12 protein-coding genes are annotated in these 15,611 nt (G+C 38.6%); 1 reads left to right on the top strand and 11 read right to left on the bottom strand.

Going from position 1 to position 15,611, the window contains the following annotated elements; genetic code table 11:
- Positions 1 to 98 precede the first annotated feature (98 nt).
- Positions 99 to 1,253, bottom strand: coding sequence for an endonuclease (locus AC2YJL_RS23145; protein WP_195695544.1), 1,155 nt, complete (start codon positions 1,251 to 1,253; stop codon positions 99 to 101).
- A gap of 287 nt (positions 1,254 to 1,540) precedes the next feature.
- Between AC2YJL_RS23145 and AC2YJL_RS23150 the strand changes: the two genes are divergently transcribed.
- On the top strand, positions 1,541 to 2,017 hold the full coding sequence (locus AC2YJL_RS23150; protein ID WP_013055111.1) for a hypothetical protein: 477 nt from the start codon (positions 1,541 to 1,543) through the stop codon (positions 2,015 to 2,017).
- A gap of 50 nt (positions 2,018 to 2,067) precedes the next feature.
- On the opposite strand, the gene essA is transcribed toward AC2YJL_RS23150, so the two are convergent.
- From essA to AC2YJL_RS23200, 10 genes are all read right to left on the bottom strand, one after another.
- The gene (gene essA / locus AC2YJL_RS23155; RefSeq protein ID WP_230931697.1) at positions 2,068 to 2,565 is read right to left on the bottom strand and encodes a type VII secretion protein EssA; all 498 of its coding nucleotides are present in this window, start codon (positions 2,563 to 2,565) and stop codon (positions 2,068 to 2,070) included.
- Entirely contained in the window at positions 2,543 to 5,716 is a 3,174-nt protein-coding gene (gene esaA, locus AC2YJL_RS23160) for a type VII secretion protein EsaA (protein ID WP_230931696.1), read from the bottom strand. The genes essA and esaA overlap by 23 nt, the downstream gene beginning before the upstream one ends.
- Positions 5,713 to 10,191 carry a type VII secretion protein EssC gene (essC, locus tag AC2YJL_RS23165; protein WP_230931695.1) on the bottom strand — a complete coding sequence of 1,493 codons (4,479 nt, stop codon included), beginning with the start codon at positions 10,189 to 10,191 and terminating at the stop codon, positions 5,713 to 5,715. Before essC ends, esaA begins: the two co-directional genes overlap by 4 nt.
- Before the next feature lie 12 nt (positions 10,192 to 10,203).
- Positions 10,204 to 11,508 (bottom strand): type VII secretion protein EssB, encoded by a 1,305-nt coding sequence (gene essB / locus AC2YJL_RS23170; RefSeq protein ID WP_230931694.1) that lies wholly within the window; start codon positions 11,506 to 11,508, stop codon positions 10,204 to 10,206.
- A gap of 14 nt (positions 11,509 to 11,522) precedes the next feature.
- The gene (yukD, locus tag AC2YJL_RS23175) at positions 11,523 to 11,762 is read right to left on the bottom strand and encodes an ESX secretion system protein YukD (protein ID WP_013055106.1); all 240 of its coding nucleotides are present in this window, start codon (positions 11,760 to 11,762) and stop codon (positions 11,523 to 11,525) included.
- A gap of 93 nt (positions 11,763 to 11,855) precedes the next feature.
- Positions 11,856 to 12,149 (bottom strand): WXG100 family type VII secretion target, encoded by a 294-nt coding sequence (locus AC2YJL_RS23180; protein ID WP_028412473.1) that lies wholly within the window; start codon positions 12,147 to 12,149, stop codon positions 11,856 to 11,858.
- Positions 12,150 to 12,521: 372 nt separating this feature from the next.
- Positions 12,522 to 12,914 carry an SseB family protein gene (locus tag AC2YJL_RS23185; RefSeq protein WP_013055104.1) on the bottom strand — a complete coding sequence of 131 codons (393 nt, stop codon included), beginning with the start codon at positions 12,912 to 12,914 and terminating at the stop codon, positions 12,522 to 12,524.
- Between the two features lie 61 nt (positions 12,915 to 12,975).
- Positions 12,976 to 13,575 (bottom strand): WXG100 family type VII secretion target, encoded by a 600-nt coding sequence (locus tag AC2YJL_RS23190; protein WP_013055103.1) that lies wholly within the window; start codon positions 13,573 to 13,575, stop codon positions 12,976 to 12,978.
- Positions 13,576 to 13,684: 109 nt separating this feature from the next.
- Positions 13,685 to 14,002: a hypothetical protein gene (locus AC2YJL_RS23195; protein ID WP_013055102.1), complete on the bottom strand. Its 318-nt coding sequence runs from the start codon at positions 14,000 to 14,002 to the stop codon at positions 13,685 to 13,687.
- A 252-nt stretch (positions 14,003 to 14,254) separates the two neighbouring features.
- Positions 14,255 to 15,460, bottom strand: coding sequence for a DEAD/DEAH box helicase (locus AC2YJL_RS23200; RefSeq protein ID WP_487374986.1), 1,206 nt, complete (start codon positions 15,458 to 15,460; stop codon positions 14,255 to 14,257).
- Positions 15,461 to 15,611: the final 151 nt, after the last annotated feature.

A 15,611-nucleotide genomic window follows, 5' to 3' on the forward strand; every position in this document is an offset into this window, starting at 1 on the left:
CTCCATTTTTTCAAAATCACCTATAGGTATTCGGCGGATTTTAGTTTTTTCCTTTTTCTTTTATAAAAAAAAGACGCCCTGTCAGGACGCCTCCTTCATTAGTTCCAAATCTCATTCACCCATTCAGGATGGTCAATAAACGGGTTGCGATTATGCTGATAGTCTGAATAAATAATGTCATTTCTACGTCGTTCTCGATCATCTACTGGATCTTGGGCGTTCCATTGAAGAAGCACAGATAATTTCCCGTGATAAGGAGCAGTGCCATTATTTACTGTGTTATTAAGTTCTAAATCAGGTTCATCACTTATATCGCCTTCATAGCGCACGGCCATATAAAACAACATACGAGCCACGTCGCCTTTTACTTCATCTCGAGGTTCCCAAGAATCACTGTCAAAATAATTTCGGAGTGCTTCGCTATGTTCCGTCCCTCCGTTATCAAAATCTAAGTTTCCTCTCGTACTGTTTACAGACACATCGGTTGGACGTAAGTGATGAAGATCTGTTCCAGGTCCCATAGCTGTTCCAAAATCCCCGTGAGACTTTGCCCAGACGTGCTCACGATTCCAATCGTCCACTCCGCCTCCATTTGTACTCTTAGCCTGTGAACGCCCCGTATAGAGCAAAATAACGTTATTTGCGTTAGCTGGATCTTCATCCGTTTTCTTTAAAGCTTCCCATACGGCTGAATACGACAGTTCTGTGTGATGATCAATAATGTTATGAAGCTCTGTCTTTAAGGTATTTCCTGTTTTTCCAGCTGCGGTACGATAATAGTCTTCTACTGGAACGGTTGGCTCTGTGGGATCTGGAGTCGGATCAGTTCCTCCTGTTTCTGTACTGATAGAAGTAACTGATTTTATTCCTGGGTGTGAAAAATAAGGAGTGAGTGTGCCCTTAACAGTAAGACTTTTCCCTTTTAACTCCGAGTGACTTTGAAGTCCAAATGTACTTCGCAAATTTGAAGGAATTTGAACGTACACCATCTCGTCTGTATTGGTTTCATTTGCACTATCAGCAAGAGCAAGTGCATAATCGTTTGGGTAATTGCTCGTAATAACCGTAGATGTGCCTGTAGGTTGACCTACTACATATCCTTTAACCGTTTGTACACTATTGTTTTGATTCTCAAGAGCTTGTGCAACAGATAAAAATGCGGCTGCTTGACTAACAGGAGTTAAGCTTACTAAAAGAACAAAAACAAGCAGGGATAGTGCCCATGTTTTTTTACACAGAGCGTATAATTTCACTTTTTTATTCCTCCTTATGATAGGTTTGAAAACTAGTTTTCTTCCACCTCTTTATATTATTTTTTCACTGTGAATTCCCTGCCTATTTTTTGTTAAGTTTTATAGTGAAAAAGATGTATTCTTCTTTACAGTGACAGCCACTTTATGCGAAGGGTTATATTTTCAAAAGTCCACATTGGAAAAAGCATTATGTGTCTTTCTTTATATATGGTATAATCAACCGAATCGTAAAAGAGCTTATACCATTTCAGAAAATGAAATGATTTAAATAGAAATGAGGATTGTCTATGCTTAGTTTTGACGAAAAATTAGCTATTATTTCATCGTTTCCAGAGCTGCATCGAAAAGATGTATCTTTAGGACGCGTGAACTTTCATTATGAAGAGAGCGTGTACGATAAAACGGTTGTTGTGCATCATCTGCACCCTAACGGAAATGGATTTGTATATGCAGGGTTTTTAAAAGGATATGAAACAAATGACAAAGGTCTTGTAAACATCCGTGATTATACAGAAGAAGAGCTTCGCTCAATTATTGAAGCTTCTATTGAATCTTTGTCTACCCTTCCTGATACAGCTAGAGAAGAAGCTATTGTAGGGAATGGAAATGAACAGCGCTGGAACGGCCCAGACAATGCAACGCTTTTACTTGTTCATGAAGATGATCTGTGGAATGTTTATTCTGGCTTGAATTTAGAGGCAGCATTTCTATCTTACGAAGAAGCCGAAGATTATTTGTTTGAAGAGGGCTTCCGCCGCCTATAAGCTTGCTTCTATACGCAAAAACCTCGCTGTTGATTAACAGCGAGGTTTTTTCATTTTTTCACAGAAGGCTGAGGGCTAATGCGCGGTATTAAAACCACAAATAATACAACAACCCCCACACCAATCAATAATAAATAAAACCATTGTAGGTCTGATGACTTTTCAGAAGCAGTTTGTTCTGTTCGATCTTTCTTGTAGGAAGTGTTTTTAGAAGAAAACAAGTTATATTCTTTTGCTTTCGCAGAAATCGTATTATCTTCAGCTGATGCGTTCGCAAAAAGACTTTCTTTTAAGCTCTCTTTCTCTGCATCTTCCTCTTTTTCAAATGTAAGATCCTTTATTTCCTCCGGAATATTTCCTACTTCTTTTTTATTTTCTAGCAAAGATTCGGGGTCCAAGTTAATCGGATCATCCTTATATACATTTGGTTTAATCTCTTCAACGTTTCCGTCATCAGCTTCAGCCGCTGCTGCTATAGGGAAACAAAGAAGTGAAAAAATAAGAACAATACTTCCAATCTTCTTATTAAGCACTATAGGTTTCATCATTTTCAACCTCTTTAGTCGTCTTTAAAGCACGAATAATAGATGGCAGAACACTTAAAACGGCAGTCATTCCCAGTAATACAATAAGCGCCTGTCCAAACAGAGACTGCGTATCATATTGAATTGACATATATACTTTAGATACTGGATCTTCATAATTAAAGTTTGGCATAGATAAGTTAAGAAGCGGGGTAATATAAAATAAAATCAACCCTACTGTCGTCACCCATCCAGCGAAGCTCCCTAATAAGAAAGCAATACGTACGAGTGTAGATGTAGCAAGCAATAAGACAATCGTAAAGATTGACCATTCCATTGCCCGGTCTCCCGATAACGAATAAATATTAAGGCTAAAGATACTTACCATTAACCCTACAATTAAATTCAATAACCCAAACAGCGTACCTTTCACAAGCATAGGTGCATGTCGGTAGTATTGACTGAAATAGCCAATTAGTAAGCTGCTGATTAAGATAATAACCAAAATGACAACTGGTGGAACCTCTTTTACTTTTTCAGCCGGCACTTCACCGCTTACTTGAAGAGGATTGGCTAAATAATGATAAACGTAATCATTATTCTGTCCATCTACTAATGTATTATTTAACAAACGGTATACCTGGCCGCGAACCAACTTCGTCGAATCCACGTTTTGGGCCCACTTGCTGTTAAGCGTGTCAGCTTTATCCTGGACTTCATTTACACGCTTCTGCAATTCATCTGTGTATGTGACAACATTTGCTTGTCTTTCACCTAAAGATGAAATGAGTTCGTTCATTCCCTTCAACTCTTGACCCATGCTTTGCTGAAGCGTCATTAAGCCCGTGACGTCCGGAGCTTCTTTCTTTTCTAATGCTTGATCTTCACCTGCGCTAGATTGAAGCTCTTGATTCATTGCATTTGCTTTTTCTTGAATAGCTGATAGCTCTTCCATAATAGATGCTTGTTCAGCATCAACTGTTTGTCCATATTGATCAGCAAAATCTTGCACTGAACTTTGGAACTGTGCTAACTCTTCTTTTGTTAGAGACAGGTTTTGTTGGATTTGCTTACGTGCATCTTGAGAAGAGACGGTGCCAGCTAATGCCTGCTGCAAACTTCCTTTAATAGAGTCATTGTTAAGGACGCTGTTCTGTATGTCTGTATTTCCTACCTGAGCTAAAGTCAAATCATACTGCGATAAATCACCGTAGTACTTTAGCAGATCTTCTGCACTGCTGCTTTGAATCTTACCTGAAAATGTATTGCTCAACTTTTCCTTGCGAGAAGCTGAAAGGTTTGGAGAAGATAAAATTTTATCTTCTTTGTTTGTAATCATCGTAATGAGATTGTCTACATTCACACTACCTTTAGAAGGCTTTTTGCCGTCTTCTTTCAACTTTTCATTCTCTTTTTTTAATCGTTCATTTTCTTCTTGAAGCTTAGCAATTTGACTGCTCGACGACTTGGTCGCTTCTTCTAAGTCTTTCTCTGCTTTGTTTTTCTGTGCTGTCAAAGACTTAACGTCTGCTTCCAAACTCGCAATTTTCTGCTTCAGCTCATCCGTATTTTCTCCTGAAGCTTTCGGCTGAACTGTTACATTTTGCAGCTCATCTTTGACTGCTTGTACCTGTGTTTTCAGATTAGCCACTTTTTCAAGCGCACTTTTCACAGCATCGGATGTACCTGATGTGTCCGGTGTGTCCGGTGTTTCAGTCGTTTCCGTTCCCTCAGATGTCTCAGGTACTTCAGGTGCTTCAGGTGTTTCGTTCACCATTCCTTGGAGCTGCTGTTCTAAGTCTTCAAGCCCTTTTGATATATCATCAAGCTTTGCTGTTTGCTGAGATAAATCCACTTGAATTGGTTCTGAGGTTTCTTCGCCTTGACCAGCATCTGGCTGAGTTCCATCATCTTCTCCAGGATCCGTCGGCGTCTCTCCACCTTGATTCGGATCTGGCTGAGTTCCGCCACCTTCTCCAGGGTCCGTTGGCGTCTCTCCGCCTTGATTAGGGTCTGGCTGAGTTCCATCACTTTCCCCTGGATCCGTTGAGCCTCCGCCACCTTCATTTGATGAAGCTGTCTCTAGCTGCGCACGAAGCGGCTTTAGCTTACTTTCAATTTGATTTAGGGTTGTTTGCTCAGACTGCTGTTTATATGAACTGACTATTTGGCCGTTCAAATCTTGCAGAGCTTTTTCTTGTTCACTGACGTTATCTGCTTGTTGGTCTCCAAGTTCTCCAACGGCTTTTTGGTTTTGATCCAGCTGCTGTTGAATGGAAGATAAGCCACTAAACACTTGATTGGCCTGTTCATTAAAATTTTGCTTAGCGCTTGGCTGATTAGATTCAAGGGAAGACAACCCTTGTTGAATCGCAGCGACGCTTTGAGCCTGCGTTTTTTCAAGCATTTGTTTCTGTGTTTCTTGATATGTTTGATATTGATTTACATATTCAATGAAGCTGTTTAAATTCTTTTCAACCTGTTCTACGTCACCTTGTCTGTCGCTAGAACCTTTTTCCGCTTTATTTACATTATCTTGGATTTGCTGAAGAATTTTCTTTTGATCATTTAATTCACCTGCTAAATCTTTTGAATTCGGTTTATAAAAAGCGACCATTGTTTTTTGAAAGGCGATTTCTTTATTTAGAATTTTATCGAACTGTCCGCGTACCTTATCCACTTCCTGTGATACATAACTCCAGTACAAAGAGGACATTTCATTATTAACCTTTGTAGTAGCATCTTCTAATTCCCCTACTACTTTTTCCTTATTAACTGCGTTAAGCTGACTTTGAACTTTGTATTCCAAAGTAGCTTTTTCTGGCTTTTTTTCCTGATACGATAAAATATTTTGTGAGAAAGTCGAGGGAATATAGATAACCGCATCATATTTTCCATTCTGTAAACCGCTTGTAGCTGCGCTTCGTCCAAGCACGGTCCATTGATAATCCGACCCCTCCTGTAAAAGAGGAGTCACTTTTTCTCCAAATTCTATCGCTTTTTCACTATTTTCTTTTACTCCATTATCTTCGTTAACAACCGCAATCGTTCTTGTTGAGTTTTCTGTGACTTGCAGCGGGTTGTCTCCAATATACTGGAAAAAGAAAGAAGGAAGAGCCAAAATTAAAACAACAGCTAATATGACTTTAAGTGTATACTTACGCTGTTCGGTCATGTTAAGATCTTCCTTTCACTTACACATAGCGGGATTTGAATTCTTGTTTCTTTTCCACTTTTAATATAATAACCGAAGCCAGGATTAACGTCGGCTTCTTTTCGGTCATAAGGAAGTGTAAATAAGCTTTGCTCTGTTTTCTTCATCAGCAGCACGGCTTGGCCAATTTGCTTCACTTCTGTTGTTAACGCGTCAAATCCTTTTGAAAACTCATTGTTGTTCCCAGCAACAATCAAGTTAAAGCCCAGGTGGCTATAATTTTTCATCAATTTTGTAATACGATCCTGCAGGACGCTGTCTAAGTTTTGCTGGAATCGTACAAATCCGTCTACTACAAGCATGATCGGGGCAAATGAAAGACTGTGTACCGTTCCTGCCTGCACTGCTTCCAAATACTTATTTTCACGTCGCTGCAACCGTTCTTCAGTTAAATCAAGCCAGTCGATAATCTGTTCTTTTGTTTCCATGTAAACAACTTCATCTTCAGCTGCATAGCTTGATAAACCGCGGTCAACCGAATCAAATAGTCCGATTTGCTTCACGCCTTGTTCAAGCGCTGTTTGCAGTATGACTTTCACTACATTTGTCTTTCCTTTTTGCGTCTGCCCCATGACGATACAATGCTTATTTTTCGTAAAGTTCATATGCACCGGTCGAACAAACTCTTCATCCAACCCAAGAGGAATAACTCCTTTTTCCCGAATAACTCTTCTGTCCGTCATAAACTCGGCAAGCACAAGTTTCGATGACAGCATTGGCACCGGCTCCGGAAGAATAGCATCAGCATATTGATTCTTTAATCGTTGAATTTGCAGCTTAACTGCATCAAAAATTTCAAAATCATCTTTTCCTTCCGCAGGTAAAAACAGCTGCGCAAAATAAGGTTGATCCGTTTTGATAATAGCCCGGCCTGGAATAGACTCTAGCGCATACGGCGTACGTCCTAAAATAGAATACGCTTCTGAATGATCCATTAAATAATGAACCACTTTCGTTTTCAGGTTATTCATAAGTGACTGACGAATAGAATTCACGCGCGTCGCGGTAAAGATCATATAAATTCCTAAAGACTGGCCGTCACGCACAAGCTGTGTGAACTGCATTTCTAGATCTTGCATTTCTTCTTTGACCAGATCAAAATTATCAATCGTGATAAAAATTAGAGGAAGCTCTTCTGAACTTAGAGCATTATACATTTTGATATTGCTAACTTCCTGCTGTTGAAATAACTGCTTCCGCCTTGCGATTTCTTGTTTGATAATCGTCATGAATTTTTCAATTTTACGCATTTGATCCATTAAGAAATAATCCGCCGTATGAGGCAGCTGACGAAGCGGCAGCAGCGTGCCGTTTCCAAAGTCAAAAATGTAATAATGAAGCTGCTCCGGGCTCTGTCTTTCAGCTAGACTAAGAAGCAACATCATGACTGTAAACGATTTACCGTATCCTGACGAACCAAATATACCAATGTTTCCATCATCCATCAGCTGATAATTGTATACCGTTTGACTTTGCTTTTCTGGTTCATCAATCAAGCCAATTGGGAATACGCCGTCTCGCTTCTCTTTGTACTCACTGCGAAGCAATCTCTCTTTAAGAGGCGGCAGCCATGGACTATTTAATTTTTTGATACCTAATTCCTGCTGCGTTTTTTCAATTTTTTGCACCACAACATCAATTTCTGCTTCCGCTTGTTTAGATGACGTCTGCTGAGTAGATACATCAGATAAAGGAATCAACCCGAGATCTGTGACAATGGCGACTTCATCTTCAGCCCCATACGTATCTTCCATGTACGGCGCGCCGCTCCAAGCTGACTGAAACAGTTCATACACTTCATTATTTCCAACCTGCAGATAGCCTCGACCCGTCACCGTAATAGAAGCAGCGTCCGCATTTTTTAAGATTTCTTTACTGTCAGCGGCATCTTGGACTTTTAAAGCTACTTTAAAGCGCGCATTACTCCAAATTTGATCGTCAATAACACCGCCTGGCTTTTGTGTTGCTAAAATTAAATGAACGCCTAGACTACGTCCAATGCGCGCCGCGCTGACTAATTCGCGAATGAACTCTGGTTCTTCACTTTTTAACTCAGCAAATTCATCCGAGATTAAGAATAAGTGAGGGAGAGGTTCTTCTGCCATACCTTGCTTATATAAATCTGTATAATCATTAATATGATTGACTTCATATCTATCAAACAAGCGTTGGCGTCGCTTTAATTCACTTTTAATAGAAGCTAAGGCTCTTGTACTAAAATTCTTACTTCCTTCAATGTTTGTAATGGTTCCAAGCAGATGAGGCATGTTTTTAAACGGCTGAGCCATTCCTCCGCCCTTATAGTCAATCAATAAAAACGCGACTTCATGTGGGTGGAAATTAACCGCTAGCGAAAGAATATACGTTTGTAAGAATTCACTTTTCCCTGACCCCGTCGTACCTGCAAGTAATCCATGAGGGCCGTGAGCTTTTTCGTGAAGATTTAGTTCAACAATATCTTCTTTTCCTTTTAACCCAATAGGAACTGCTAGCGACTTAGCTGATTCATTGCTTTGCCACCTTTGTACGATATCCAACTCACCAATTTCTCTTGCTTTAAATAATTCTAAGAATGAAACGCTATTTGGAATTGAGTTGGTCATGCCAACTTGGTGATCCAATGTCCGCAGCATCCTTGAAAATTTTTCATTATAATCAAGCGTGTGTTTATCAAGCTGAAATGGAATATTCACAGCTTTTTGCTTTTGAATTAATATATCTCCCTCGGATTCGTTAATATAACGAACGAGTGTGTGAACATGCTCCGTTAAGCTTTCCTTTGTCTCTGCCGCAAATATCGTAGAAAACCCGAGGTGAGGGTGATATCCTTCTAAATACTCTAAGATAACGTGATCTGCAATTAACTGCTGATTCGTAATAATAAAAACAAAGTGAGGCAAGAAAACCCCTTCTCCTTTTGCTTCATCTAAATCGCGTTCTCTCAGCATTTCATAAATAGAAGATAAAAGCTGATCTCTCGTTTGTTCATTATAAATGAAACCTTTCGCAAAAGAATGGGGAAGCTGAAAATGAGGAAGCCATTTCATCCATTCCCACTCCTTATATTCTTCTTCATCAAAAATGAATACGAATCTTACGTCATGATAACTGTGGGAAAATGCCAGCTGTCCTACAAGCTGATGCAGTTCATTCTTCACCGTTTTCATCTTTCCTACCAGACCGATAGAGCCTAAACCTAAATGAGCAGTAACAGGGGCATTTTTCACTTCTCGATAGACCTTTTCCATGTGCTGAGACTGCTCAAGCAAATCATCAATTTCTCGATTAGCCATATCTCCGCTATTCAAAGAAATTTGGTAGCTTCCAGGAACTGTTCCTGTTCCAAGGCGCACCTGTAAAAAATCACTGCTTTCTACAGTTCGTTCCCAAATTCGATCAGAAATCTGTTCTGTTAAATATTTCATTCGTTCAAACGTCGGAAAATGATAAGATAATACATCTCGTTGAACTGATACTAGTTCTTGTAATTCCTCGCGCTTGTTCTCTAAATACTTTGTATAAATTCGACGACGACGCTCCTGCCGCTTCTTGCGCTGTTTTTTATCTTTAAAATATTGAACAGTAGATACAATCAGCGTGGTCGTAAACATCATGACAGATATAATAATAAAAATTCCCCTAGGCTGAATAATCGAGACCGTACCCATGACTAAAAGCATGACTAATGGCGGTAAAATAGTAAGCCATAAGCTTCGGTTATTTTCATCATTGTCTTGCGAAGGAAAGGACAAGCTCACCTTATCATTAGGCAAATCATATATCATGCGCGGTGTCCGTCTATAAACCGGGTACTTCTTTTTCATTTCAGAAATAGGCTGTGCCGTAGCTGGAAGCTTAGATGCATAATCATAGCAGCTTTGAATCTTCAGCAAATCTTTTTCGATCAATTGAATCGTCATAGAAGACCATAAAATAAGATCTCCAGGCTGAAGGTTCGTATTCTCTTCTAGTCGGTGTCCGTTAAGATAAAGCGGTTCTTGGTTATAAAAGACCTTCCACTTCCCGTGTATCTTTGATAAGTAAAATCCTTCTTTTGGCTCTATTACACACTTTTCTTTCTGCTGATACACATCAGCTGCTTCATCACTTGTGGAAAACGAGACTTCTGATCCGTAATCAATATAATAGACAGCTTCTTTAACAGCCTTCTCTGTAAGGACAAAGGTTAAAGCATGTCCTTGTTCTCGCCATACAAACGACTCAGAAACAGATAGCTCTGCTATCCTTTCTTCTCCGTAGGAAATCAAGAGCCGTCCGTTCTTTTCAGATGACAGCGTGATTTGCCCTTTCTCAAACGGATAGGAAAACGTAAAAGTTTGATGCTGAGTGTTTCCTACCGTTGCTTGGCGAAAGGTTTTAAAATCTACAGGCAGCTGCTGATACGTTTGCCCACTAACTACCCAAAGCATATTCATACAACTACCTCCCTACTTCGATTGATCTTCCTGCTGTTTTTTCTGCTCTTCTTGTTTCTTTTTCTCGGCTTCTGCAGCTTTCTGTTCTTCTTCCTGCTGCTTGGCCGCCTGTGCTTCCTCAGTTTGTTTCTCTTCTTGCTGCTTGGCTGCTTCCGCTTCTTGCTGATCATTTTCTTTCTTAAATTCTTCAAGTTCGTTCGCTACTTTATCAAGCTCCTCTTGCTTTTTATCAGCCGCTAAATCGTTGTCTGTCTTTAGCTGACCTTCGTATTTCATTAGTGCATAGATAATTAACGAACGTTCTTCTAACAACCTGCTGACTTCTAGCGCTTTTTTGTTGTCTCCTCGGCCAATGTAAAACCAATAGGCAAAATACTGAGGATCTGACTGAAGCGTAATAGTCTTTAAAGCATTTGCTTTTTGCTCCTCCCCTAACTTTTCATTAACAAGATAGGAAGTTGCTATTTCGTATTGCACAATTTTAGGCATGCTTTCAATGTCATAATCTTCAAGTGTGTCGACTACTTTGCTGTAGTTTTTTTCAAGAAAGTATTCGTTGCTTTCTACAAATGCTTCTTGTTTCGGCTGAGCAAAAAAGTAAGAGTAAAAAGTATAAATAAGAGCTGGAATTAATAAGACAAGTATACCCACAGATGAAAACTTAAAAATGGTCCAGCGTTTTTGAGGAAGTTGAACGAGTGTCTTTTGATGCTTTTCAATTTGAGTTAGCTTATGCTGAACAAATTGACTCAACTCTTCCTCATTGCTGATATGCATTATTTTTTTAGCGTCTTCTTTTAATTGCAAGGTCTCATATAACTTAAAATACTGTTCAAATGTATGTGATGAGTCAACGGCCGCTGCTATCGTAGCCTTTAACTCTTGAAAGCTTTGTTCCTCGTTAGACTCATAAGGAGGTAAACTTTCTTTCACTCCATAGTGTAAAAAAGCCGGACTTAAACTTTTATCAAAAATGATATTTTCTGGACAAATCAACAAATGCAGCCTTGAAAAAGAATGCTGCTTTACCTGTTTGATAAGCTGATCTGCAAACAGCCACTTTTGCTGTTCTTCTTTTCCTCTTAATGCCGTAAAAGGTTGAAATTCAGAGGTAGGCTTAATTGTTATTTTAAGTTCATCATCGCTCATCATGATTTCTTTTTGAAAAGCCGTATTTACATCCTTTAACATTTCAATTTCAACAGAACGATTAAGTCGAATTTTTTCTTTTTGAAAAACAAATGTATATTCATTATTATGACGTGTCATTACAGCTTCGAGCTGTTCTTCTAAGTAAGTCGGTTTCTTCTCTGACATTCTAATAGACTCCTTTAGAGAATTTCGATACAATCACCTGTGGTAATTCCGCAGTTAATCATCGTCTCATTTCCCGAGAAAATAAGATTTTTATTTGAAACACGTATCCACGCACCGTCCTTTGGTGATTGAGTAATCTTTTTAGCTTGCCAAACGATCTCGACTACTTTTTTGAGTGAATGATAGTTTGATAGTCGCAAATCGAACCGATCACCTGTATAGTGCTTTAAGTCTACTGTTACTTCTATATACATAGGGTTTCATCACCTCAAAACATAGAAAAAGCGCCTTCATCTTTTGAGAATAGGGCGCTCCTTTTATTACTTCACTTAGATTATTAGATGAAGTTAACCGCGGATTTGGCTAGCGATTTGGTTATCTGTATCTTCAAGAACGTTTGCAGAGTCGTCTAATTGCTTAGCAATTTTTGTAAGTAGGTTAGACATTTCAACGAAAGAAGGCTTTAGTTCTTCGTATTGAGCAGCAAACGCTTCGCTTGAAGCACCTTCCCACATATCTTGAAGTTGATTTTTCATTGTATCAAGACGGCTTACTAATTCTTGAACTTGACCGCTTTCGTTAGTGTAGCGACCTGACATGTCGCGAAGCTCTGCTGGTGTTACGCGAATAATTCCTGACATACATATCTCTCCTTCGGTTTATATATTTACTATTATTGTAAGAAACTCTAGTGATAAGGTCAAAGGTTACTTGCAAAAGCCTCCAAAAATGAGAATATGTATCTACAAATACCCCTGAAAAATGCAAATAAAACCTAAACAACCAAGATTTTGTTCTCATTTAAACCTTTTCCATCTGATCTATAGGTACCTATTTAAAGGAAAATAAAAACTATAAGACTATTAAATTACATTTTTGTTCATTATCTATAGAACTATTTACTAGTAATAAAAAAGCAGCAGCCTATTTAAGGCCCTGCCTCTTTATATATCTTATATTTATTTAAGATTCAGACATGCTTGGAAAAAGCACATGCGCTTTTTATTTTTGGGCTACTGCTTAAAATAATTTTGATCTTCTTTTAACATCCTTATTTCTTCGGGGATGAATAATTTTGAGAGAGGCGTGTCAGGGTTAAGCAATATCGCTATTTCTTCATTTAATACAGGCAGCATATCCTTAAATGATACGCATACGGTCTTTTCATCTTTCAGCATCTGTTCAATCGGATATTTTGACGAAAAAACAGGTAAATATCGGTACGCTGCGCTTTTCATCGTCTGAACGTAGTGCTCTGCAATCAATATATCTGATGCTCCATGCTCTGAACTAACAACTAGCCATAAATTGCTATTCATTAAAGTTTTATAAAATTGAGCAATTTTCTTATTATCTTTCATTGCTTCAATTAATGATTTTTCTAATAAGTTAAATGTATATTTCATTGCCGAGACAACCCTGTAAGGAACTGTACCATTTCACTTCCAGCGCCATCATATACTTCATTCATTCTCTCTTCACTTCCTCTGTGCTGTCACTAAACATAATGTTTGAAGGATTCATTTCCTGACTTAAAATGCCCAACCCCATTTGAATAACGCCATAAGTAAAAAATTCCGTTCGACTGCATGTAGAACCATTCACTACTTTTTCTTCCCAAGACATAGAAAGCGAATTCCACATAACATTAAGAGTACCTAAAGGTTTTTCAATCGTTCTATGCATATTGTCATACGTATTCCATTCTTTTAAGTTCTTTATATCATTCCACGTATCTTGTGAATGGGTGCTCCCATCGCTCCATACGCTCGACCAAAACTCCGTCCAGCCTGAAGAGCCTTCTAGCTCTCCATCTGCTTTTCTCATTTGTTCTGCAGTATCTTTTACTAATAAATGTGCGTTTTCCGTCAGCGAATCAAGTTTGCGAATCATATGCTGTAACTCTTCCTGCAAGTCCAGCACTTTATCAATATCTGCAACAGACAAGAAATGTAGATTTGTAGCTTCCCAGCTTAGTTTTTGAAGTGCATCAGCCGTCTGTGAATGAGACTGCTGAATTCGCTCTGCAAATGTCTGCAGCACCTCTGGATTTACTTTTATCTCCATGTATGTCCGTCCCCCTATCTCTTGTAAGCCTTCAGTCATCATCTAAACATTTTTTAAGCCTATACGGAAAGACTCACTTTCTAAAGGAGTGAGTCGATAATGTTATTTATTACGCCGATGCTAACTCTCTTAGTCGTGAAATTTCTAAGCGTAAAGTTTGAAACAATTCATCCCTTACGTCGTACAGATGAAAAGTAGATTGCGTAATATCATTATAAATATCCTCATATGAGCTCTTAGAACGCCCTGACCAATCTGACGCATATTGTTGGTGCGAATTTTGAAACAGATAGATACCCTCTTCAAGAAATTCCATGATACGTTGAACTTCATGTAAATATGATTCTAATTGATCTGCATCTCGACTATATTCTTTACTTTTTCTTCTTCGCTCTATGTCGTCAAAGAGATCATCAATTGCATCCATAAAATGTCCCCACGTCCTTCTTCCTCTTTTATTAGAAGTCTCTTAAAGTAATGTTAAAATAAGGTTACAAAAAACAAAATCCATCATTCAAACTATTTTCATACCTAGGAAAAAATATCTACATTTCTCTTTTTTTACTTATTTATACAGGGAAAATAGAGAAAATAAACAACGCCAGGCTGCTGTAATAAAGCAGTAGACGTTGTTTTTTAGGTTGTGACACTGCTGTTATAAAAAGGAAGAATACCTAGTTTACATTCGACCTTTTTGTTTCTTTTTCTTGTTAAATGGCTTTTTTGAAGGTTTTTTAGCTGTACGGGACTGCTCTTTTGTTCCTTCATCCACGATTTCACCCATATAAAGCTCTTTTTTCACTAATGAAAGTTTAAGTTCACGGGCGATTTGTTTTAAATTTCGCTCTTCACGTTCAGTCACAAGAGAAATGACTGTACCTTCTGCTCCCGATCTGCCTGTTCTACCTGAGCGATGTACGTATTGATCTGCATCTTGAGGAACATCGATGTGAATGACATGCGTCAATCCCTTAATGTCTAATCCTCTAGCTGCGACATCCGTTGCTAATAAGACAGGGAAATCTCCTTTTCGAAACCCTTTAATCGTCGTAGCACGATCTTCTTTTTTCGTTTCACTGTGTAAAGAGCCTGCCTCTACACGCTTAAATGTTAATTTTTCTTCAAACTCGATTAGAGTATCAATTCCTTTAAAAAAGGCTAAAGCTTTCATTTGTTCTTGACGAACTAGTTTTCTAAGCACGTCCACTTTATCTCTAGCTTCACTTTTGATGTATACATGCTCTACCTTCGAAGCCGGTAGTTCATCTCTTCCTACCTCTATTTCAAGAGGGTGGTTCATCATATCTTTCGCTAGCGATTTGGTACGTTCTGATACAGTAGCTGAGAAGACTAGGATTTGACGATCACTTAACGCCATTTTCACAATCTGTTGAACCGTTTGAACATGCTCAGGTACAAACAACTGATCCGCTTCATCAATCACAATTGTTTTGACTTCGTGCATTTTTAATTTCTTCATTTTAATTAGCTCGTTCAAACGTCCTGGGGTACCAACAATAATATTAGGACGTTTTTTGAGTTTTTCTAATTGCCGTTTCATATTTGCTCCGCCAATAAACGCAGCGCTTGAAATACCGCTGCCCTGGGACCAAGTTTGAATTTCACCGTGAATTTGCATAACTAATTCATGGGAAGATGCTAAAATAACTGCTTGAATATGAGATGGTCCCGGCTGAATGCGATGTAAGACAGGCAACAAATATGCCAGCGTCTTTCCTGTTCCCGTTGGGGATTCTCCTATTACATCTTTATTAGCTAAAATCTCTGAAATAGCTTTCGTTTGAATGGCAGTAGGCTCATTGAATCCTGCTTTTTTCCACGCCTCTTGTAAAAAAGGCTGTAAAGTCTCTATAAACTGACTCATATCTATCTCCTTTTCCATGCTTTTCTCGATATTATAAACGATTTTTTTCATTTCAATTAAACGAATGTATCAGTGGTCATGTGCGTTAATACTGACCTTAATTTCTATTTATAAATAAACCTTTCTTATCCCAAGGGACCCTGTCAATCCG

This window comes from Priestia sp. SRI_019, assembly GCF_057586255.1.